21 protein-coding genes are annotated in these 21,325 nt (G+C 55.3%); 10 read left to right on the top strand and 11 right to left on the bottom strand.

Annotation, left to right across the window (positions count from 1 at the left end; translation table 11 throughout):
- Nucleotides 1–43 precede the first annotated feature (43 nt).
- The 4 genes from eno to C5F52_RS21170 are packed head-to-tail and all read left to right on the top strand — an operon-like array spanning nt 44 to nt 2,864.
- On the top strand, nt 44–1,327 hold the full coding sequence (gene eno, locus C5F52_RS21185) for a phosphopyruvate hydratase (RefSeq protein WP_104800338.1): 1,284 nt from the start codon (nt 44–46) through the stop codon (nt 1,325–1,327).
- A 24-nt stretch (nt 1,328–1,351) separates the two neighbouring features.
- The gene (gene ftsB, locus C5F52_RS21180) at nt 1,352–1,624 is read left to right on the top strand and encodes a cell division protein FtsB (RefSeq protein WP_236657953.1); all 273 of its coding nucleotides are present in this window, start codon (nt 1,352–1,354) and stop codon (nt 1,622–1,624) included.
- Entirely contained in the window at nt 1,621–2,232 is a 612-nt protein-coding gene (pnuC, locus tag C5F52_RS21175) for a nicotinamide riboside transporter PnuC (RefSeq protein WP_236657952.1), read from the top strand. Before ftsB ends, pnuC begins: the two co-directional genes overlap by 4 nt.
- Nucleotides 2,229–2,864 (top strand): AAA family ATPase, encoded by a 636-nt coding sequence (locus C5F52_RS21170; protein WP_236657951.1) that lies wholly within the window; start codon nt 2,229–2,231, stop codon nt 2,862–2,864. The genes pnuC and C5F52_RS21170 overlap by 4 nt, the downstream gene beginning before the upstream one ends.
- Before the next feature lie 6 nt (nt 2,865–2,870).
- On the opposite strand, the gene C5F52_RS21165 is transcribed toward C5F52_RS21170, so the two are convergent.
- Both C5F52_RS21165 and C5F52_RS21160 read right to left on the bottom strand, forming a co-directional pair.
- Entirely contained in the window at nt 2,871–3,845 is a 975-nt protein-coding gene (locus C5F52_RS21165) for an Hsp33 family molecular chaperone HslO (protein WP_104800335.1), read from the bottom strand.
- Nucleotides 3,845–4,369 (bottom strand): gamma carbonic anhydrase family protein, encoded by a 525-nt coding sequence (locus C5F52_RS21160; RefSeq protein ID WP_104800334.1) that lies wholly within the window; start codon nt 4,367–4,369, stop codon nt 3,845–3,847. The genes C5F52_RS21165 and C5F52_RS21160 overlap by 1 nt, the downstream gene beginning before the upstream one ends.
- Nucleotides 4,370–4,408: 39 nt before the next feature.
- Between C5F52_RS21160 and C5F52_RS21155 the strand changes: the two genes are divergently transcribed.
- Nucleotides 4,409–5,212, top strand: a complete 804-nt coding sequence (locus tag C5F52_RS21155) for a ferritin-like domain-containing protein (protein WP_104800333.1) — start codon at nt 4,409–4,411, stop codon at nt 5,210–5,212.
- 7 nt (nt 5,213–5,219) lie between these two features.
- Here the strand turns inward: C5F52_RS21155 and xerD are convergent, their stop codons facing one another.
- Nucleotides 5,220–6,137, bottom strand: a complete 918-nt coding sequence (gene xerD / locus C5F52_RS21150) for a site-specific tyrosine recombinase XerD (protein WP_369953659.1) — start codon at nt 6,135–6,137, stop codon at nt 5,220–5,222.
- Nucleotides 6,138–6,142: 5 nt separating this feature from the next.
- Nucleotides 6,143–7,105 (bottom strand): tripartite tricarboxylate transporter substrate binding protein BugE, encoded by a 963-nt coding sequence (locus tag C5F52_RS21145; RefSeq protein ID WP_104800331.1) that lies wholly within the window; start codon nt 7,103–7,105, stop codon nt 6,143–6,145.
- A gap of 98 nt (nt 7,106–7,203) precedes the next feature.
- On the opposite strand from C5F52_RS21145, the gene C5F52_RS21140 reads away from it, so the two are divergent.
- The 4 genes from C5F52_RS21140 to C5F52_RS21125 all read left to right on the top strand — a co-directional run bounded on the left by C5F52_RS21140 (nt 7,204) and on the right by C5F52_RS21125 (nt 11,660).
- Nucleotides 7,204–8,109 carry an AEC family transporter gene (locus tag C5F52_RS21140; RefSeq protein WP_104800330.1) on the top strand — a complete coding sequence of 302 codons (906 nt, stop codon included), beginning with the start codon at nt 7,204–7,206 and terminating at the stop codon, nt 8,107–8,109.
- A gap of 91 nt (nt 8,110–8,200) precedes the next feature.
- A complete protein-coding gene (locus C5F52_RS21135; RefSeq protein ID WP_104800388.1) occupies nt 8,201–8,458 on the top strand; it encodes a type B 50S ribosomal protein L31 in 258 nt (85 codons plus the stop codon).
- Between the two features lie 66 nt (nt 8,459–8,524).
- Nucleotides 8,525–10,255 (top strand): hypothetical protein, encoded by a 1,731-nt coding sequence (locus C5F52_RS21130; protein WP_104800329.1) that lies wholly within the window; start codon nt 8,525–8,527, stop codon nt 10,253–10,255.
- Between the two features lie 7 nt (nt 10,256–10,262).
- Nucleotides 10,263–11,660, top strand: a complete 1,398-nt coding sequence (locus C5F52_RS21125) for an MATE family efflux transporter (protein ID WP_104800328.1) — start codon at nt 10,263–10,265, stop codon at nt 11,658–11,660.
- On the opposite strand, the gene glmM is transcribed toward C5F52_RS21125, so the two are convergent.
- The 4 genes from glmM to C5F52_RS21105 all read right to left on the bottom strand — a co-directional run bounded on the left by glmM (nt 11,657) and on the right by C5F52_RS21105 (nt 16,612).
- The gene (gene glmM / locus C5F52_RS21120) at nt 11,657–12,988 is read right to left on the bottom strand and encodes a phosphoglucosamine mutase (RefSeq protein WP_104800327.1); all 1,332 of its coding nucleotides are present in this window, start codon (nt 12,986–12,988) and stop codon (nt 11,657–11,659) included. The two genes, C5F52_RS21125 and glmM, sit on opposite strands and share 4 nt — an antisense overlap.
- 52 nt (nt 12,989–13,040) lie before the next feature.
- Nucleotides 13,041–13,865 carry a dihydropteroate synthase gene (gene folP / locus C5F52_RS21115; RefSeq protein WP_104800326.1) on the bottom strand — a complete coding sequence of 275 codons (825 nt, stop codon included), beginning with the start codon at nt 13,863–13,865 and terminating at the stop codon, nt 13,041–13,043.
- 54 nt (nt 13,866–13,919) lie between these two features.
- Entirely contained in the window at nt 13,920–15,830 is a 1,911-nt protein-coding gene (gene ftsH, locus C5F52_RS21110) for an ATP-dependent zinc metalloprotease FtsH (protein WP_104800325.1), read from the bottom strand.
- Between the two features lie 107 nt (nt 15,831–15,937).
- The gene (locus C5F52_RS21105) at nt 15,938–16,612 is read right to left on the bottom strand and encodes an RlmE family RNA methyltransferase (protein ID WP_104800324.1); all 675 of its coding nucleotides are present in this window, start codon (nt 16,610–16,612) and stop codon (nt 15,938–15,940) included.
- A gap of 34 nt (nt 16,613–16,646) precedes the next feature.
- Here C5F52_RS21105 and C5F52_RS21100 point away from each other — a divergent pair, with 34 nt between their 5' ends.
- On the top strand, nt 16,647–17,120 hold the full coding sequence (locus C5F52_RS21100; protein ID WP_104800323.1) for a YhbY family RNA-binding protein: 474 nt from the start codon (nt 16,647–16,649) through the stop codon (nt 17,118–17,120).
- Here C5F52_RS21100 and C5F52_RS21095 read toward each other — a convergent pair.
- From C5F52_RS21095 to carB, 3 genes are read right to left on the bottom strand one after another with little or no spacing between them, the layout of a single operon-like run.
- Nucleotides 17,117–17,551, bottom strand: a complete 435-nt coding sequence (locus C5F52_RS21095; RefSeq protein ID WP_104800322.1) for a DUF4149 domain-containing protein — start codon at nt 17,549–17,551, stop codon at nt 17,117–17,119. The genes C5F52_RS21100 and C5F52_RS21095 overlap by 4 nt on opposite strands.
- A gap of 9 nt (nt 17,552–17,560) precedes the next feature.
- Nucleotides 17,561–18,037: a transcription elongation factor GreA gene (greA, locus tag C5F52_RS21090; protein WP_104800321.1), complete on the bottom strand. Its 477-nt coding sequence runs from the start codon at nt 18,035–18,037 to the stop codon at nt 17,561–17,563.
- A gap of 9 nt (nt 18,038–18,046) precedes the next feature.
- Nucleotides 18,047–21,325 (bottom strand): carbamoyl-phosphate synthase large subunit, encoded by a 3,279-nt coding sequence (gene carB, locus C5F52_RS21085; RefSeq protein WP_104800320.1) that lies wholly within the window; start codon nt 21,323–21,325, stop codon nt 18,047–18,049.

Here is a 21,325-nt window from a genome sequence, read left to right as displayed (position 1 = left end):
CAGCCACAAACCCTTTTTAAAAACTTGAAATAGGAAAACACAAATGAGCGCTATCGTCGACATCGTCGCCCGTGAAATCTTGGACAGCCGCGGCAACCCCACCGTGGAATGTGATGTGTTGTTGGAGTCCGGCACCATGGGCCGTGCTGCTGTGCCATCAGGCGCTTCCACCGGCAGCCGCGAAGCGATTGAACTGCGCGATGGCGACAAAAGCCGCTACCTTGGCAAAGGCGTGTTGAAAGCAGTTGAGCACATCAACACCGAAATCTCTGAAGCCATTTTGGGCTTGGACGCTTCTGAGCAAGCCTTCCTTGACAGGACCTTGATCGACCTCGACGGCACTGACAACAAGAGCCGCTTGGGCGCCAACGCCTTGTTGGCTGTGTCCATGGCTGTGGCCCGTGCTGCCGCTGAAGAGTCTGGCTTGCCTTTGTACCGTTACTTCGGTGGCATGAATGGCAACCAATTGCCAGTGCCCATGATGAACGTCATCAACGGTGGCGCACACGCCAACAACAACTTGGACTTGCAAGAGTTCATGATCATCCCCGTGGGCGCACCCACATTCCGCGAAGCCGTGCGTTACGGCGCTGAGGTGTTCCACGCCTTGAAGAAAATCATCCACGACAAAGGCATGAGCATTGCCGTGGGCGACGAAGGTGGTTTTGCACCTAACGTCACCAGCCACGAAGCCGCCATCCAAATGATCTTGGACGCAATTGCTGCTGCGGGCTACACCGCCGGTGAGCAAATCGCCATCGGTTTGGACTGCGCGGCCAGCGAGTTCTACAAAGACGGCAAGTACCACTTGTCTGGCGAAGGTTTGCAATTAACGGCTCAGCAATGGACCGACATGCTCGCCACATGGTGCGACAAGTACCCCATCATCAGCATCGAAGACGGCATGGCCGAAAACGACTGGGACGGCTGGAAAGTATTGACCGACCGCTTGGCCAAGAAAGTACAAATCGTGGGTGACGACTTGTTCGTGACCAACACCAAGATCTTCAAAGAAGGCATCGACAAAGGCATCGCCAATTCGATCCTCATCAAGATCAACCAAATCGGCACCTTGACCGAAACGTTTGAAGCCATCGAGATGGCCAAGCGCGCTGGCTACACCGCCGTCATCAGCCACCGCTCTGGCGAAACCGAAGACAGCACCATTGCTGACATCGCTGTGGGCTTGAACGCCGGTCAAATCAAAACTGGTTCCATGAGCCGCTCTGACCGCATGGCCAAGTACAACCAACTCTTGCGCATCGAAGAAGACTTGGGTGACGTGGCGGTGTACCCAGGCCGTTCAGCCTTCTACAACTTGCGTTAATCGCCACTCATTCTGACGAATCGAATGCTTCGACCACTCCACCTCGTGCTGATTGCCCTGCTGCTGGTGCTGCAGGGCCAGCTGTGGTTTGGTCGCGGCAGCATCCCCGACGTCATGCGTCTACGTCAGACCTTGAACGACCAAAAGCAGCAAAACGCTGCCGCGCAATTGGCCAACGACCGCCTGAGCGCTGAACTCCACGACCTCAAAGACGGTCTGGAAATGGTCGAAGAGCGTGCCCGCTCTGAAATCGGCATGGTCAAGCCGAACGAAGTCTTCGTGCAAATCGCGAAGTGACCGAACTCCTTTTCTCGACCGCATTCACCCTCTGGGGCCTCGACACTTCTTGGCTTGAACTCATCGCTGTGCTGCTGGCCTTCGCGATGATTGTGTGCAACATCGTCGAGTGGCATTGGGGCTGGCCTTTGGCCGCCATCAGCTCGGTACTGTATTTCTTTTTGTTTTGGAGCCAACGCCTGTATGGCGATGCACTGCTGCAAGTGCTCTTCGTCGTCTTGGCCTTGTGGGGCTGGTCGGTGTGGCTACGCGGCGTGGAAGGTGCGCCCTTGCCCGTCACGCGCATGCCTGCGCGCCAGCGCTTCACCTTGGCTTGGATGGGCACCTTGCTTTGGCTGAGCACGGGGGCCGTGCTGCTGAACTTCACCGATACCGATGTACCTTGGTGGGATGCCTTTCCGACTGCGTTCAGCTTGGTCGGCCAATATTTGCTCGCACACAAGCGCTTAGAAAACTGGGCTGTTTGGATCATCGTCAACATCGTCGCCGCTGGGTTATTTGCGTGGAAAGGTCTATGGCTTACCACCCTGCTCTACCTCGCGTTCATTGCACTCAGTGGACTGGGTTGGCGCACATGGGCCAAGCACGCCGAAGTGGAAGCTGCATGAAGATTGCTCTGCTCGGCGCAGAAAGCACAGGCAAGTCACAACTGGCCCAAGCACTGTGCGCACGGTTGCAGAGGTCAGGCTTGGTAGTACACCTCGTGAATGAATACCTTCGCGAATGGTGCGACACCCAGCAGCGCACGCCTCGCCAAGACGAACAGTTACACATCGCCGAGACACAAATTGCACGGGTGCTCGCAGCGCCAGTGAATGCCGTGGTGATTGCAGACACCACCCCGTTGATGACGGCTGTCTACAGCCAAATGCTGTTCAACGACGACAGCTTGAATGCTCTGTCCATGGCTCATCAGGCGGTGTATGACGTGACCCTACTCACAGGACTTGATGTGCATTGGGTGAGCGATGGTTTGCAACGCGATGGCCCACATGTGCGTGAACCCGTTGATGCGGCTGTGCGCCACATGCTAAGCCTAGCTGGCCTGCCTTACCAAGTGGTGTACGGCACGGGTGCGCAACGCTTAGATAACGCTTTGTTTTGCATTGGCCGCCAAGCACCAGACTGGGCAAAGCAGCTAGAGCGCCCCGAGACCCTCACGCGCTGGAACGGCCCATGTGAGACCTGCGGTGACGGCGACTGTGAACACCGCTTGTTCACCAGCCTCGTCAAAGGCTAAACCGCCTTATTGCAACGACGAAGGTGCTGGCGGGGGTGTCGGTGTGCCGGTGAAAATTTGCGCCGCATCCACAGCGTCATAGCGGTATTGCTCGCCACAAAAGTCGCAACCCACCTCCACCTCACCGCGCTCGGCCAAGATGCTTTCCACCTCTTCGGTACCCAAGCTGCGAATCATGTTGCTCACACGCTCACGGCTGCATGAGCAAGCAAAGCTTGGTATCAGTGGCTCGAAGCGCACCAGTTTTTCTTCCCAGAACAAGCGACGCAGAATTGTTTCGGCATCCAAATTCAGCAACTCATCGGACGTCAAACTTGAGGCCAAGATAGAGATGCGGTTGTAGTCCTCGCTACGACCAATTTCATCTTCGTCTTCCATAGTCGCCTTGGCGGCCAAGTTGCCTTCGCCTTTGATGGGCAAACGCTGAATCAGCAAGCCAGCAGCGGTGGTGTCGTTTGCGGCCAGCACCAAGGTGGTGTCGAGCTGCTCGCTTTGCAGCATGTAGTGCTGCAACACATCGCTGAACTTGTCGAGTTTGTTGCGTTGGTCGTCAAACAATGGCACCACACCTTGGTACGCCTGTTGGCCGGGCATCTTGTTGAGTGGGTCCAGTGTGATGGCACATTTGCCCTCGTTGTTGACGTTGACCATCTCAGGAAAGGTAGAAGCTTCGCCCAACTCGCCCACCACTTTGGCTGTGGCGCGCAAGCTCAGGTTGGGGTTAACTTCAACCACAGCCAGCTTCAAAGGGCCATCGCCAAAAATTTGCATCACCAAAGCGCCATTGAATTTGATGTTCGATTGCATCAACACGGCGGCCGCCGTCATCTCCCCCAACAAGTGGCGCACCGGCTCTGCATAAGGGCCGGTTTCCACGTTGGCCGCGCGGCGCTTGAGTACCTCTTGCCACACATCGGTGAGCTGCACCAACATGCCACGCACAGGCAAACCATCGAACAAAAATTTATGCAGTTGAGACATTAAGCAATTTTCTTTAAACCCGCTTTGAAGCGGTTTTTGTTAGTCACATAGTGCTGCGCGCTGCGGCGCAACCCTTCAATTTGCTCAGGCGTGAGCTCGCGCACCACCTTGGCAGGGCTTCCCAAAATCATGGAGCCATCTGGAAACTCTTTGCCTTCGGTCACGAGCGAGCCCGCTCCCACCAAACAGTTCTTACCAATCTTCGCGCCGTTCAACACCACAGCACCAATGCCAATGAGCGATTCATCGCCAATCGTGCAGCCATGCAGCTGAACCATGTGACCCACCGTCACATGCTTGCCAATGGTGAGTGGAATCCCCACGTCAGCGTGCAACACGCTGCCGTCTTGGATGTTGGTGCCTTCGCCAATGCGGATGGTGGCCGTGTCGCCACGCACCACGCTGCTGAACCACACGCTGCTGTCAGCGGCCATGTGCACATCGCCAATCACTTGGGCGTTGTCCGCCACCCAAGCAGAGTCGGCAATGTCTGGGGTCAGCGTATCGAGTTGGTAAACAGCCATGAAAGTCTCCTGCGATTTTGGTTTTCTACAATTGTAAGGATGAGCCTACGCCCCTTAGCATTGACCGCCCTTTGTATATGCGACCCCGCCGCGAAAGTTCAAGCGGTGCAGTCGCTGTGGGCTAAGCAAAAAGATGTGGTGGTATTGACGAATGAAGTCATCGTCAACGATTCTGCCCAAACACTGCCTGGCCGCCCTGAACTGCCACGCTTGATTCCAGCCCAACAAGTGCCCACACGTACACCCTTCACGCCCGAGGGCTTGGCAGCCTTGATGCATGCGGTGTGCCACATCGAGTTCAATGCCATCAACCTCGCATTGGATGCGGTTTGGCGCTTCTCCAACATGCCTGCGCCCTACTACACCGACTGGCTGCGCGTGGCCTATGAAGAGTCGCAACACTTTGAGATGCTGCACACGCACTTGCAAAGCCTAGGCCACCGCTACGGCGACTTTGACGCCCACGATGGCATGTGGCACATGTGCCAAAAAACAGCCAACGATGTATTGGCCCGCATGGCGCTGGTGCCCCGCACCCTAGAAGCACGCGGCCTAGATGCCACGCCCTTGATTCAAACCAAGCTACGCAAAGCGGCTACGCCCGCCGCCTTGCAAGCGGCAGATTTGTTGGACATCATCTTGCGCGAAGAAGTTGGCCATGTGGCCATTGGCAACCACTGGTACCGCTGGTTGTGCGAGCAGCGCGGCCTAGACCCAGTGGCTTTTTACAGCGAATTGGCCAAGCGTTATGAAGCGCCGAAGCTGCGTCCGCCCTTCAACAAAGAAGCCCGCAAGCGTGCGGGCTTTACCGAGGCAGAGCTGGACTATTTGTTAGGCGGCTGATAGCAAGTCAGCCACGCGGATGGTGCTGCCCGTGCAGGCTCTTCAAACGTTCACGCGCAATGTGCGTGTAGATGGTGGTGGTGGAAATATCGGCATGGCCCAACAACATTTGCACCGCCCGCAAATCAGCCCCGTGGTTCAGCAAATGCGTGGCAAACGCATGGCGCAAGGTGTGCGGTGAAATCGGCACATGAATTTGCGCTTGCAAGGCATAGCGTTTGATGAGCTGCCAAAACATGGCACGCGTCATGGATTCTCCTGCGTTTTTTCCCCGCACTGTCACAAACAAAGCTTCGGTTTGATGACCTGCCAGCAATGCGGGGCGCGCCTCACTCAAGTAGCGCTGCAACCAATCGCGCGCCACTTCGCCAAACGGCACCAAACGCTCTTTGCTGCCCTTGCCCATGATGCGCAGTACGCCGTCGTTCAAACTCACATGCAGGGTCTTAAGGTCGACCAACTCACTCACGCGCAAGCCACTGGCGTAAATCAACTCCAACATCGCACGGTCGCGCATGCCTAAGCCTGTGGATACATCGGGCGCGTTGAGCAGACTTTCAACCTGCGCTTCAGTCAAACTTTTAGGAGCTCGCACAGGTTGTTTGGCGGTGAGCAATTTCAACGTCGGGTCAGCCACCAACATGCGCTCGCGCAAGGCCCAACGGTAAAAACGTTTGAACACCGTCAAACGGCGGTTGGCACTCGTCGCTTTGGTCTCAGCATGACGGTGGGCAAAGTACTGTTGCAGGTCTGACTCTTGCGCGGCAAGTAAATGCGTGCCCTGAGCATTCAGCCATGCAGACAACAAATTCAAATCTCGCCGATAGGCCGCCAAACTGTTAGCAGCCAAACCGTGCTCTAGCCAAAGTGCGTCAATGAAGATGTCGATGTTGGCGTCAGGTGCAGACGCCGGTAGGCCTGTCAATGCGATTAATCCAAGGTGAGTTTTTGTTCCGTCACCACGCGTTTGTAAACTTCAAACTCGGCTTTGATTTGCGCTGTAAATTGCTCGGGCGTGTTGGCCACAATGAGCGAACCCGTGTCTTCAATGCGTTTACGCACAGCTGGATCTTCCAGCGCTTTGCGTACGCCGGCATTGATTTTGTCCACGATGTCTTTGGGCATACCCTTGGGGCCGTAAATGCCATAAAACGCCATGCGGTTCACAGGTTCTAGGCCTATTTCTTTGAAAGTAGGCACGTTAGGCAACACGGCCAAGCGTTGAGGTGCGGCCACAACAATTGGCACCAAGCGGTTGTCTTTGATAAAGGGCAACGCCGATGGCAAGTTATCAAAAATCATGGGAACTTGGCCTGCCACCGTGTCATTCAAAGCTGGTCCTGCACCGCGATAGGGGATGTGCGTGACAAAGGTACCGCTCAAGTTTTTGTACAACTCCATCTGCAAATGACCAATGCCACCAGTGCCGGATGATGAGTATGAATACTTGCCTGGCGAACGCTTGAGCTCGGCGATGTAGCCCTTGTAATCCGTCGCGGGGAAATTGGGATGCACAGCAATGATGTTGGGGGTCGCCGCAATGTTGATGATGGGTGTGAAGTCGGTCAACGGGTTGTACGGAATTTTGCTGTTGATCGCAGGATTCGCTGCCGTGGTCGACACGGTGGCCATGCCTAGCGAATAGCCATCGGGCGCAGCTTTGGCTGTTTCGTTGGCACCCACCACGCCGCCACCGCCTGCTTTGTTGATGACCACCACCGTTTGCCCCAACGCTTTACCCAATGGGTCTGCAATCGTGCGTGCAATGATGTCTGTGGTTCCACCTGGGGCAAAAGGAATTTGCAACTGAATAGATTTGGAGGGATAAGCTTGCGCAAAGGCAGAGCCAGCCGCGGCAAGCAAGGAAAGAGCAAACCAATGACGACGTTGCATTTATGTATCTCCTAAAAAGATCCGACCAATTGACCCGTGTTTCAATCCTATACGCTTTGAGATCACTCAAGAATTGAAGTAAGGGTATTCTCTGTCCCGTGAATTACGCCCAACTCCTTTTCCCCGACTTCTCACTCATCCTTTGTGGTTATTTGGTTTGTAAATACACAGCCCTCAATCGCACCGTTTGGGAGCAGGTTGAGAACTTGGTTTATTTCTTTCTCTTCCCCGTTTTGCTGTTTCATTCCATCGTGCGCACGCCTTTGGATTTGCAAGCCGCCTCCCACCTCATCATGGCGGGCTTGACACTGGGGCTGAGCAGCGTTGGCATGTCCTATGCCATTCCCAAGCTGCCGTTTTTGCGCAAACACATTGACACGCGCTTGCATGCAGCCAGTGCGCAGGTTGCGTTTCGCTTCAACTCTTTCATCGCCCTGGCATTGGCAGAACGGATTGCGGGACCGCAAGCCTTGTTATTGATTGCGGTGTTGATCGGCGTCTGTGTGCCCCTGTTCAACGTAGCAGCGGTTTGGCCCATGGCCCGTCATGCTCAGCGCAGCTTTGGGCGCGAACTCATTCGCAACCCGTTGATTTTGGCCACAGGTTTGGGGCTGCTCGCCAATATTGTCGGTTTGCACATCCCAAGCTGGACAGAGCCCACACTGCAACGCATTGGCGCTGCGTCGTTGGCGTTGGGATTGATGGCTGCAGGTGCAGGCATGCAATTTGGGCACTTGATGAAAGCAAAAAGTTTGGCCATTTGTCTTTTGACTGTGCGCCATCTACTCACCCCGCTGCTGGCGTGGTGGTTGGCTGGCGTGTTTGAGCTCGACAGGACCCAAACCAGCGTGCTGCTCGCCTTTTCAGCCCTACCCACCGCCTCTAGCTGCTATGTCTTGGCAGCTCGCATGGGCTACAACGGGGCCTTCGTGGCGGGCTTGGTCACCTTATCGACGGTTTTAGGCATGCTCAGCCTGCCATTTGCCTTGGGTGTTTTGCGATAAAAGGCCACTCTTTCATGGCATAATGACGCGTTTTGCGGAAAGTGTGTCGAAATAGGTCGGCGTGGCTACCGCAGCTGCTCAAGGAAAAGCGATGAAAGAAGGCATTCACCCCAACTACCGTGAAATCTGTTTCATGGATATGTCTAACGGTTTCAAATTTGTGACGCGCTCATGCGCCAGCACAAAAGAGATGATCACCATGGAAGACGGCCGCGAATTGCCGTTGTACAAGCTGGATACCACCAGCGAGTCACACCCCTTCTACACAGGCACACAAAAATCTGTCGACAACATGGGCGGCCGCGTCGAGCGCTTCCGCAACAAGTACGGCAAGACGATCGCCAAGTAAGCCACGCGCTCACTTCAAACAAGGCAGCCCGGCCCTCCGCGCTGCCTTTTTTCATTCAAAAAGCTTGTGACCCAACCCACCCCCGCCATCGTTCCTCAAAGTGCCGTGCGCCGCTTGCCGCGTGTTGCGCTGTGGCTGTTCTGCGCAGCCTATGTGCTGCCCGGTTTGTTTGGCCGTGAACCTTGGAAAGGTAATGAGTTCACGGCATTTGGTCACATGCTGGCCTTGGCTGAGGGTGCGAGCGATTGGTTCAACCCCAGCGTCTGGGGTCAAGCCCCCGAACTAGACGCCTTGCTGCCTTATTGGTTAGGCGCATGGGCGATTCAAATCGCCCCCAGCTGGCTATCTGCTGGATTTGCCGTACGAATCCCTTTTGCGGGTCTCTTGGGGCTGACCTTAGCGAGCACTTGGCATGGGGTTTACTACTTGGCGCTCAGTCCCCAAGCCCAGCCCGTACCCTTTGCTTTTGGCGGCGAAGCCCAACCCAAAGACTACGCTCGCACCATTGCAGATGGTGCCGTGCTCGCGCTGATTGCGTGTTTGGGCCTCACCTTGCTCTCCCATGAGGCAAGCCCCATCTTGATGCAACTGGCTTTCGTGAGCTTTGCTTTTTATGGCGTCGCTGCTTTGCCTTACCACCCACGCTACAGCTTCAGCGCATTGAGCACTGGGCTGCTTGGTTTGTGTTTGAGCGGCGCACCTAGCTTTGCTGTTTTGATGGCCATCGGCAGTGGTTTTTTGTGCTTGCTAGATCGTCAAAGCACATCACACCAAACAGGCCGTCAACACGCACTGTGGCTCTTGCTCATGGGCTTGGCTGTGGCAGCCTTAGCCACACTATTGGATGTGTGGCAGTGGCGTTTGATGCCTTTGCACAACGACTGGCAAGAATGGCGTAGCTTGCTACGCTTGGTGGCATGGTTCACATGGCCTGCATGGCCACTGGCCGTATGGACTTTATGGCGCTGGCGTCGCCAATGGACATCACTGCATTGGAGCCGCCACTTGGTGCTACCCATGTGGTTCACCGCATTGACCCTCACCACGGCCATGGTCACACGCTCATCGGAACAAACATTGCTGTTGGCCCTTCCCTCCTTCGCAACCTTGGCAGCCTTTGCTTTGCCAACTTTGCGCCGAAGCGTGGCCGCGCTGATTGACTGGTTCACTCTGCTATTTTTCTCGGGATGCGCCTTCATCATTTGGGTGATTTGGATTGCCATGCAAACAGGCTGGCCAGCACAACCTGCAGCGAACGTTGAACGCTTATTCCCAGGCTTCCAACCCAGTTTTGGATGGGTGGCATTCATCGTGGCCTTGGCTGCTACTGCGGTGTGGATTTGGCTTGTCACATGGCGCACAGCCAAACACCGCCAAGCTTTATGGAAAAGCATGGTTTTACCCGCAGGCGGAGCTGCACTGTGCTGGCTATTGCTACTGACCTTGTGGCTACCACTGTTGGACTTTGCGCGCAGCTACAAACCTTGGGTGCAACAAATTCAAGGCGTGATGGCCAAACAAGAAGCGTATGAAGCACGCACAGGTTGCTTGCTGAGCTATGGATTAGATGTGGGCCAAATGACCGCCTTTCACTACCACGGCGGCTTTGATATCAAGTCCATTGAAACCACCTCCAATGAACAACAAAGCACTTGCCCGTGGCTATTGGTCGACAACGACTTGCGACCAGAGCTAGCGAGTGTGGTTAGGCTGCATGAATGGAACCGTGTTCGCACCATCCGCCGCCCATCTGACAACAACGAGGATGTGACGCTGTACCACCGCCGTCACCCCTGACACACCGATGAGTACCGAACGCGCCACCATCATGCGGCACGCTGGCACCGTGATGGTCGGACAGCTGGCCGTGATGGCCTTTAGCATCACCGACACCTTGGTAGCGGGTCACTTCGCAGACACCGCCTTGGCCGCACTGGCCGTGGCATCGGCCACTTACGTCACGGTGCATATCTCCCTCATGGGCATGTTGCAAGCGTTGCTGCCTGTGTGGGCCGAGCTGCATGGCGCTCAGCGCCACGCAGAGGTGGGCCGCTCGTTGCGGCAAGCTTTATATCTATGCGCCATCACAACCAGCCTTGGCATGTGGGCATTGTTGAATCCTGACTTTCTTCTGAATTGGACGCAAGTACCCGCCGATTTACGCATCGAAATTCACGACTACCTCAATATCGTGGCCTTTGGATTACCCGCCTCCTTGCTGTTTCGCATGTACAGCACGCTGAATCAAAGTTTGGGAAAACCCAAGCTGGTGACGTGGGTGCAAGTAGGCGCCTTGATGGTCAAGATTCCACTGTCCATCGTGCTGGTTTTAGGCATTCCAGGTGTGCTAGCGCCCATGGGTTTAGTAGGATGTGCATGGGCGACCTTGGTGGTGACGCTTCTCATGCTGAGTCTTGCGCTCTGGCTATTACGTACACAAGACTTTTACAAGCCCTACCGCATCTGGGCTCCAATGGAAAAACCTCACGCAGCCACCTTGCTTCGCTTCGTGCGCTTGGGGCTGCCAAGTGGTTTGGCAATTGGCGTTGAAGTCACCTCCTTCACCCTCATGTCTTTGTTCATCGCGCGCTTGGGCGTGGTGGCCACCGCGAGCCATCAAATCGTCTCCAACATGACGGCTGTGCTCTACATGATTCCCTTGTCACTGTCCATCGCCAGCAGTTCGCGTGTGAGCTATTGGATTGGTGCTGGGCAAATTCATCGTGCGCGTCAGGCACTGCGCACAGGTCTTAGCTTGGTGCTATTGCTCAGCCTAAGTTTGGCGGGTTTGATGGGTTGGCAACACCAAGCCATTGCTGCGTTTTACACCCAGTCTCCCGAGGTCGCCGCGCTGTCTGCCACCTTGTTGCTGTGGTTGATGCTGTACCACGTGGCCGATGCCGTGCAAGTGTTTTGCGTGTTCACGCTGCGCTGCTATGACATTACCGTGCTGCCACTCATCACCTATACCGTCTTGCTATGGGGCTTAGGTCTTGCGGGAGGTTATGTGGTGGCTTACGACGTGGGCTTGGATGTGTCGGGTTTGAGTTGGCTCACACCGCAGTCACCGATTGCGTTTTGGCAAACGGGCAGTTTGGCGCTGTACGTCACCACGGCTGTTTTATTGCCTGTGTTGTGGCGCGCGGCCTACCGCCCGACACAAAGCACACACACAGGTCAGAATCTTTTGCCGCAGCCTTAAACCGACAAGGTGTCGGCAATGCGCTTGGCACATGCGTTGGCTTGCGCTTCATCACGCGCCTCTACCATCACACGCACCAACGGCTCAGTACCACTGGCGCGAATCAGCACACGACCGGTGTCACCCAATTCGGCCTCGGCCTTTTGCACTTCTTCTTTCATGCGCGCATTGGATTGCCAGTCTTGGCCTGGGCGCAGGCGCACGTTCAGGAGTGTCTGTGGGAACAGTGTCACATCTTTGAGCAAGTCAGCCATGGCCTTGCCGCTGCGCACGCAGGTTTGCAAAATCTGCAAGGCACTCACTAAGCCGTCACCTGTGGTGTGCTTGTCCAGCGCCAACAAATGGCCTGAGCCTTCGCCGCCCAAAATCCAATGGTGTTTGGCCAGTTCTTCCAGCACATAGCGGTCACCCACCTTGGCACGCACAAACTGCACACCACGTTTTTTCAGGGCCACTTCCACGGCCATGTTGGTCATGAGGGTTCCCACCACACCCGGCACCACTTCGTCATTGGCCAAGCGGTCGTCTGCCATCAAATACAACAACTCATCGCCGTTGTACAAGCGGCCTTGGGCATCCACCATTTGCAAGCGGTCGGCGTCGCCATCCAGTGCAATGCCAAAGTCGGCATGGTTAGCTTTTACAGCACGCACCAAGGCATCCGGATGCGTGGCACCAACCTCATGGTTGATGTTCAAACCATCAGGGCTGCAGCCAATCGCAATCACATCGGCGCCCAGTTCGTGAAACACCTTGGGTGCGATGTGATACGCCGCACCGTGCGCCGCATCCACCACCACCTTCAAACCTTTGAGCGTGAGGTCGTTTGAAAAAGTGCTCTTACAAAATTCAATGTAACGGCCCGCCGCATCGTCCAAACGCTTGGTCTTGCCGAGGTGGGCCGAATCCGCCCACACAGGCGCCTCTTCCAAGGCGGCTTCCACAGCCAACTCCCACGCATCGCTGAGCTTGTTGCCTTGTGCGCTGAAGAACTTGATGCCATTGTCGGCAAACGGGTTGTGGCTGGCACTGATGACCACACCAAGGCTCGCGCGTTGGGCGCGAGTGAGGTAAGCCACACCGGGGGTTGGCAAGGGACCGAGCAGCACCACATTCACTCCCGCAGAGTTAAAACCAGACTCCAGCGCCGACTCCAACATGTAGCCAGAGATACGGGTGTCTTTGCCAATCAACACCGTCGGGTGTGCCTCTGTTTGTTTGAGCACACGACCCACGGCATGGGCCAAACGCAACACAAAGTCAGGGGTGATAGGCGCTTGGCCCACCGTGCCGCGAATGCCGTCTGTGCCGAAATATTTGCGTGTCATTGTGTTTGCCTTGGATGTTATTTTTGTTTGCGATCGATTTGAATGCATTGTCTCAAACTTGCGCGACTTGCCAAACCTTGAGTGCCTGCACAGTTGGCGCCACATCGTGCACACGCACAATACGCGCGCCACGCTCAACAGCCAGCAGAGCCGCCGCCACGCTAGGCACCATACGCTCCCCCACCTCACAGCCTGTCACTGCACCGATGGATGACTTACGCGACCAGCCGACCAATAAGGGATAGCCCAAGACCAACAATTGGTCTTGATGCGCAAGCAGTTCAAAGTTTTGCGCCACGGTTTTGCCAAAGCCTACACCTGGGTCTAAGGCAATGCGCTCGTGTGCGACGCCCAAGGCTTGTAACCCTTGTGCGTGGGCTTTCAAAAACTCAGCCACCGGCTGAATAGAGCTGCCGTGCATGGGCAAGGCTTGCATGGTTTGTGGCTCGCCATGCATATGCATCAGGCACACACCACATTGGGCATGCGCAGCCACCACTTGCTGCGCGCCGACCTGACGCAAAGCCCACACATCGTTGATGATGTCGGCGCCTGCATCCAGCACAGCTTGCATCACCTCAGCCTTATAGGTATCGACAGAAACCGGTACATTCAAACGCACCGCTTCGCGCACCACGGGCAACACCCGCGCTAACTCATCGTCGAGTGACACCGCAGGCGCGCCAGGACGGGTGGACTCACCACCAATGTCCAAGATGTTTGCACCTTCTTTGAGTAACTGTTCGCAATGCGCCAAAGCAGCACGCGTGTTGGCATGCTGACCACCGTCAGAGAAAGAGTCGGGCGTGACATTGACAATGCCCATCACCTGCGGCTGGCTCAGGTCAATGCGAAAACGTGTGGTTTGCCAAAACATAAGTGCTCCATGAAAAACGGGGCTTGCGCCCCGTTCTTGGTTCAACCCAATCGCTTAAGCCGCGCTGGGCGCTGGGTCTGCTTGCACCGCTGGGGTGCCGCCGCTGTCACCGCCCGAAGGGGTGCGTGGTGTCCAGTCTTTTGGTGGACGTGGTGGGCGGCCTTCCATGATGTCGTCAATTTGCTCTTTGTCGATGGTTTCCCATTCGAGCAGAGCTTTGGCCATGGCGTGCATCTTGTCGCTGTTGAATTCAATCAAACGACGGGCCAAGTTGTATTGCTCATCAATGATGCGGCGCACTTCCACATCCACCTTTTGCATGGTGGCTTCAGACATGCTGGTGGTCTTGGTGACCGAGCGGCCCAAGAACACTTCGCCTTCGTTCTCTGCATAGACCATAGGGCCCAAAGCATCGGTCATACCGTAGCGCGTCACCATGTCACGTGCAATCGACGTGGCACGCTCAAAGTCGTTGCTCGCGCCCGTGGTCATTTGGTTCATGAACACTTCTTCAGCAATACGACCACCGAACAGCATGCTGATTTGGTTCAACATGTATTCTTTGTCGTAGCTGTAACGGTCTTTCTCGGGCAGGCTCATGGTCACGCCCAAGGCGCGGCCGCGAGGGATGATGGTGACTTTGTGCACAGGGTCGCACTTGGGCAGGAGCTTGCCAATCAATGCGTGACCAGACTCGTGATACGCCGTGTTGCGGCGCTCGTCTTCGGGCATGACCATGCTTTTACGCTCGGGGCCCATCAAGATTTTGTCTTTGGCTTTCTCAAAGTCGACCATCTCCACCACACGGGCGTTGCGACGTGCGGCCATCAAGGCGGCTTCGTTACACAAGTTGGCCAAGTCAGCACCGCTCATGCCGGGTGTGCCGCGTGCAATCACGCTGGCGTTGACGTCTTGGCCAATTGGCACTTTGCGCATGTGCACGTTCAAGATTTGTTCGCGGCCACGGATATCGGGCAAGGTCACATACACCTGGCGGTCAAAGCGACCGGGGCGCAACAAAGCGGCATCCAAAATGTCTGGGCGGTTGGTGGCAGCCACCACGATCACGCCAAGGTTGGTTTCGAAACCATCCATCTCAACCAACATTTGGTTCAAAGTTTGTTCACGTTCGTCGTTACCGCCGCCTACACCGGCGCCACGTTGGCGACCCACCGCATCAATCTCGTCAATGAAGATGATGCAAGGTGCGTTCTTTTTGGCGTTCTCAAACATGTCGCGCACGCGCGCTGCGCCCACGCCTACAAACATCTCCACAAAGTCTGAACCAGAGATGCTGAAGAACGGCACTTTAGCTTCGCCAGCAATGCCTTTGGCCAACAATGTTTTACCAGTACCGGGAGGGCCCACCAACAACAAACCGCGTGGGATACGACCACCCAGTTTTTGGAAGCGTTGTGGGTCTTTCAAAAAGTCCACCACTTCTTTCACTTCTTCTTTGGCTTCGTCGCAACCTGCCACGTCAGCAAACGTCACTTGGTTGTTGTTCTCATCCAGCATGCGGGCTTTGCTCTTGCCGAAGCTGAACGCCCCACCCTTGCCGCCGCCTTGCATTTGGCGCATGAAGTACACCCACACACCAATCAACAGCAACATGGGGCCCCAGCTGACCAACAAGGTCATGAGGAGCGAGCCTTCTTCGCGGGGCTTGACGTCAAACTTCACGCCGTTGGCGATGAGGTCGCCCACCAAACCACGGTCAAGGTAAGTGGCCGTTGTGCGGATCTTGCGCTCGTCGTTGGTGACCGCGCTGATTTCTGTGCCGCCCTGACCTTCTTGGATGGTGGCGGTTTTGATCCGCTTGGCGCGAACTTCTTCGAGGAAGTCCGAATAGCCAAGATAACCAGAGCCTGCGCCTGGGCGTGTTTCAAACTGTTTGAACACGGTGAACATCACCAAAGCGATGACCAACCAAACAGCGACTTTTGAGAACCATTGATTATTCAATGTGGGCTCCGAAATAAAAAGAGTACGAGATGTACTGAGATGGGCTCGATTTTAGGCGTTTCAAGCACTAGGGGCCGCTTTATTCACCGCAAGCAGCCTTAGAAAAATCAAGGATTTGCTGAAACGCGACTTTTCACACCCATACCCACCAAAAAGGTTTCACTTGATTTGTCACGACTGGCCTTGGGCTTGATGGGCTTGACCACGCGAAACGTACCTTTAAAAAGGTTGACCAAATCGCTGTAGCCGCTGCCATGAAACAGCTTGACCACCAAGGCACCATCATCTTTGAGGTGTCTCTGCGCGAAGTCCACAGCGAGCTCAATCAAATGGGCAATGCGGGTCGCGTCGGTCGACTCAATGCCTGTGAGGTTGGGCGCCATGTCTGACACCACCACATCCACGATACGGCCTTGCAAGGCCGCTTCCAGCTGAGCCAATACATCTTCCTCACGGAAGTCACCCTGAATGAAGGTGACATCCTCCACGGGCTCCATGGGCAAGATATCCAAACCGATGATGGTGCCGTTCAAAGTACCCGATGCCGCGCCTGTGGGCGACATGCGACGGCGCAAGTATTGACACCAAGCCCCGGGGGCACAACCCAAATCCACCACCACGTTGCCAGGCTTGACGAGGCTGAGCTGCTCGTCAATTTCCTTGAGCTTGTAGGCCGCACGGGCGCGATAGCCCTCTTTTTGGGCCAGCTTGACGTAGGTGTCGTTCACATGGTCGTTCAACCATGTTTTATTGACCTTTTTGCTTTTAGTTTTAGCTTTCAATTCATACCTTTGAGCGAGCGGGGATAATACCCGCATGTCCGCAATACAACTCACACCTGCTCAACGCAAAATTCACCGCGCCGAAGCGCACCATTTAGACCCAGTCGTGATGATTGGCAACGATGGTTTAACGCCTGCCGTGATCAAAGAAGCCGAGATGGCGCTCAACGCGCATGGCCTCATCAAAATCCGCGTCTTGGGCGACGACCGCCAAGCACGCGAAGCTATGTTTGTGGCTTTGGCCGACCAACTCAATGCAGCCCCCATTCAACACATCGGCAAGCTGTTTGTGTTGTGGCGTCCACGCGCTGAAAAAGAACGCTCCGTCGACGAAGACCGCATGGCAGGCCCTCGCGATGTGAAAGTGCTCAAGTACAGCAGCCGTGGCGGCCAGCGCCCCGAAGTGAAAACTTTGCGCGTGTTGGGCAACCAACGCCTGACCTCTGGCGGTCAAGTCAAACGCGCGAAACCGAAAAAGATTTCGGTCAAAAAACGCACACTGGGTTAATCGGTTTGCGCAGAGTCTGCAGCAATGGCAGGCTCTGGTTTCATCGGGCTTAAAGCCCAGAGCACCTTACCAGCACACACCCACTGCAACACATAAAACGCAGAGCCTAGGTTGTGCCACAAAGCCAAGTTATCGCGGGCCATGATGTGCGGCTTCACCGCCAACTCAATCAACAAAGCCAACAACATGCCCGCAATCACCCAAGGCGAAGGTGCGTGGGCTTGACTTAAGTTTTGGCGCTTGGCTGCCAACAACAGCAAAATGCCGCAAGCCACTGCCAACCATGTTTGGGCACTGAATAATTTGCCAGCCATTTGACCCGCGATAGCGGGTGTTTCCATATGCATGAACAGCATGGGCACCACCATGAAACCCACGGTGGTGAGGCTGCCCCACCACAGCGCAGCCAAAAAGATTTGCAGCCGCGCCATGTGAGGGGTTTAGAGGTAAGAGACCTTGACTACTTCGTAGTGCTTCACACCACCGGGCGCTTGCACTTCGGCCACATCGCCCTCTTCCTTGCCAATCAAGGCGCGAGCGATTGGGCTGCTGATGTTGATGAGGCCAAACTTCAAATCGGCTTCGTCTTCGCCAACGATTTGATACGTCACTTTGTCACCGGTCTCTTCTTCTTCCAAAGCCACGGTCGCACCAAACACCACGCGTCCGCCAGCGTCAAGCTCAGCAGGGTCAATGATTTTGGCCACCGACAACTTGCCTTCAATTTCTTGAATGCGGCCTTCGATAAAACCTTGACGGTCTTTGGCAGCGTCGTATTCGGCGTTCTCGCTCAAGTCGCCTTGCGCACGGGCTTCTGCAATCGCTGCGATCACAGAGGGACGCTCAACAGTTTTGAGTTTGTGCAACTCATCCTTGAGCTTTTCTGCACCGCGTTTGGTAATAGGAACTGTACTCATCGTGTGTCCTTAGGCGGTCAGTTGGGCGTGCATCTCTTGCACAGAAATGACATCCAACTTGTCCATGTACTTCATGCCTTCCACAGCAGCTTCTGCGCCTGCGATGGTGGTGAAGGTGGTCACACGGTTGAGCAATGCCGAGGTGCGAATGTGGCGTGAATCAGCAATCGCATTGCGACGCTCTTCCACGGTGTTGATGACCAACACCACTTCGTTGTTCTTGATGCTATCCACAATGTGTGGACGGCCTTCGGTCACTTTGTTCACCACATCACAAGGCACGCCGGCTTCAACAATGGATGCCGCTGTGCCCTTGGTTGCAATCAATTCAAAACCCAAAGCAGACAACTGACGAGCCACCTCAATGACGCGTGGCTTGTCGTTATTCTTCACCGAGATGAACACCTTGCCGGTAGAGCGGCCATCAGCATCTCGTGGGCGAGGCAGCTTGGTGCCTGCACCCAATTGGCTCTTCACAAAAGCTTCGCCAAATGTTTTGCCAACGCCCATGACTTCGCCCGTGGACTTCATCTCTGGACCAAGAATCGTATCAACGCCTGGGAACTTCACGAACGGGAACACCGCTTCTTTCACGCTGAAGTAAGGTGGTGTAACTTCTTTGGTGATGCCTTGCGACGCGAGTGTTTGACCCGCCATGCAACGTGCAGCGACCTTGGCCAATTGAATGCCTGTGGCTTTAGACACGTAAGGCACAGTGCGAGATGCACGTGGGTTGACTTCGAGCACGTAGATGACGTCTTTGCCGTCGACGTGTTGAATCGCAAATTGCACGTTCATCAAGCCGACCACATTCAAAGCACCGGCCATCGCGGCAGATTGGCGCTTGAGTTCGGTCACTGTGGCTTCGGACAAAGAGTACGGAGGCAAGGAGCAAGCTGAGTCACCGCTGTGCACGCCCGCTTGTTCGATGTGCTCCATCACGCCGCCGATGAAGGTCTTGCCTTCAGGGTCACGCAAACAATCGACATCGCACTCAATCGCGTCATTCAAGAAACGGTCGAGCAATACAGGTGAATCGTGCGACACCTTGACCGCTTCGCGCATGTAGCGCTCAAGGTCGCGTTGCTCGTGCACGATTTCCATGGCGCGGCCACCCAGTACATAGCTTGGGCGAACGACCAAGGGGTAACCCAAGGCAGCCGCTTTTTCCAAAGCTTCTGGCTCGGTACGAGCGGTGGCGTTTGGCGGCTGACGCAGACCGAGGTCGTGCAACAGCTTTTGGAAACGCTCACGGTCTTCGGCAGCGTCAATCATGTCAGGGCTGGTGCCGATGATAGGCACGCCAGCCGCTTCCAAATCGAGCGCCAACTTCAAAGGCGTTTGACCACCGTATTGAACGATGACACCGGTTGGCTTTTCTTTGTCGACGATCTCGAGCACGTCTTCGAGCGTCAATGGCTCGAAGTACAAACGGTCGGATGTGTCGTAATCGGTCGACACAGTTTCTGGGTTGCAGTTGACCATGATGGTTTCATAGCCGTCTTCGCGCATGGCGAGCGCAGCGTGAACGCAGCAGTAATCAAACTCAATACCTTGGCCAATGCGGTTAGGACCGCCGCCAAGCACCATGATTTTTTTATTGTTGGTGGGTTCAGCTTCGCACTCGGCGTCTCCCACGCCGAAGGCGTTGCCATTACCTTCGTAGCACGAGTACATGTAAGCGGTGTCGGTCGAGAACTCAGCCGCACACGTGTCCACGCGTTTATAGACAGGGCGAATATTGAGTTCATGGCGACGTGCACGCACCACATGCTCAGTGGTTTTGAGCAACTTGGCCAAACGACGGTCTGAGAAGCCCTTCTTTTTCAAGGCGCGCAATTCTTCGGCCGTGATGGCTTCAAGCGTGGTGGTTTCAACTTCGAGTTCGATCTTCACGATCTCTTCGATTTGCACCAAAAACCAAGGGTCGATCTTGGTCAAGGCAAACACCTCGTCCACGCTCAAGCCCATGGCGAATGCATCGCCCACATACCAAATGCGCTCGGGACCAGGTTCGCCCAGTTCTTTCTCGAGCACTTCGCGGTCTTGGGTTTTTTCGTTCATGCCATCCACGCCCACTTCCAAACCACGCAGGGCTTTTTGGAAGGACTCTTGGAAAGTACGGCCCATGGCCATCACCTCGCCCACCGATTTCATTTGGGTGGTCAAGCGGCTATCAGCGGTTGGGAATTTTTCAAACGCAAAACGTGGGATCTTGGTCACCACGTAGTCGATCGATGGCTCAAACGAAGCTGGCGTTGCACCGCCTGTGATTTCGTTGCGCAGCTCGTCGAGTGTGTAGCCCACAGCCAACTTGGCTGCGACTTTCGCAATCGGGAAACCTGTGGCTTTAGAAGCCAACGCAGATGAACGCGACACACGTGGGTTCATCTCAATGACGACCATACGGCCGTCTTTGGGGTTGATCGAGAACTGCACGTTCGACCCGCCCGTGTCCACACCAATTTCACGCAACACAGCCAAAGAGGCGTTACGCAAAATTTGGTATTCCTTGTCGGTCAAGGTTTGTGCGGGTGCCACAGTGATGGAGTCACCGGTGTGCACGCCCATGGGGTCCAAGTTTTCGATCGAGCAAATGATGATGCAGTTGTCCGCCTTGTCGCGCACCACTTCCATCTCATACTCTTTCCAACCGAGCAAAGATTCTTCAATCAACAGCTCGTTGGTGGGCGAAGCTTCCAAGCCGCGCTTACAGATGATTTCAAACTCTTCAGGGTTGTAGGCAATACCGCCGCCTGTGCCGCCGAGCGTGAAGCTGGGGCGAATGACGGTGGGGAAACCCAAACTCTTTTGCACATCCCATGCTTCTTCCATGCTGTGCGCAATACCTGAACGTGCTGAGCCCAGACCAATCTTGGTCATGGCGTCTTTGAACTTCAAGCGGTCTTCGGCTTTGTCGATGGCCTCTGGGGTTGCGCCAATCAGCTCAACCTTGTACTTGGCCAACACGCCGTGGTGCCACAAATCCAACGCGCAGTTGAGCGCCGTTTGGCCGCCCATGGTGGGCAGGATGGCGTCTGGGCGCTCTTTGGCAATGATCTTCTCAACCGTTTGCCAAGTGATGGGCTCGATGTAGGTGACGTCTGCAGTAGCAGGGTCAGTCATGATCGTGGCAGGGTTGCTGTTGATCAAGATGACTTTGTAACCCTCTTCACGCAGAGCTTTACAAGCTTGCACGCCAGAGTAATCGAACTCACAGGCCTGACCAATGATGATCGGGCCTGCGCCAATGATGAGAATGCTTTTTAGGTCGGTGCGCTTTGGCAT

It is taken from the genome of Limnohabitans sp. TS-CS-82 (assembly GCF_002943475.1).
The sequence above is the reverse complement of the archived record's forward strand: the minus strand, read 5'-3'. Positions and strand labels throughout refer to the sequence as shown.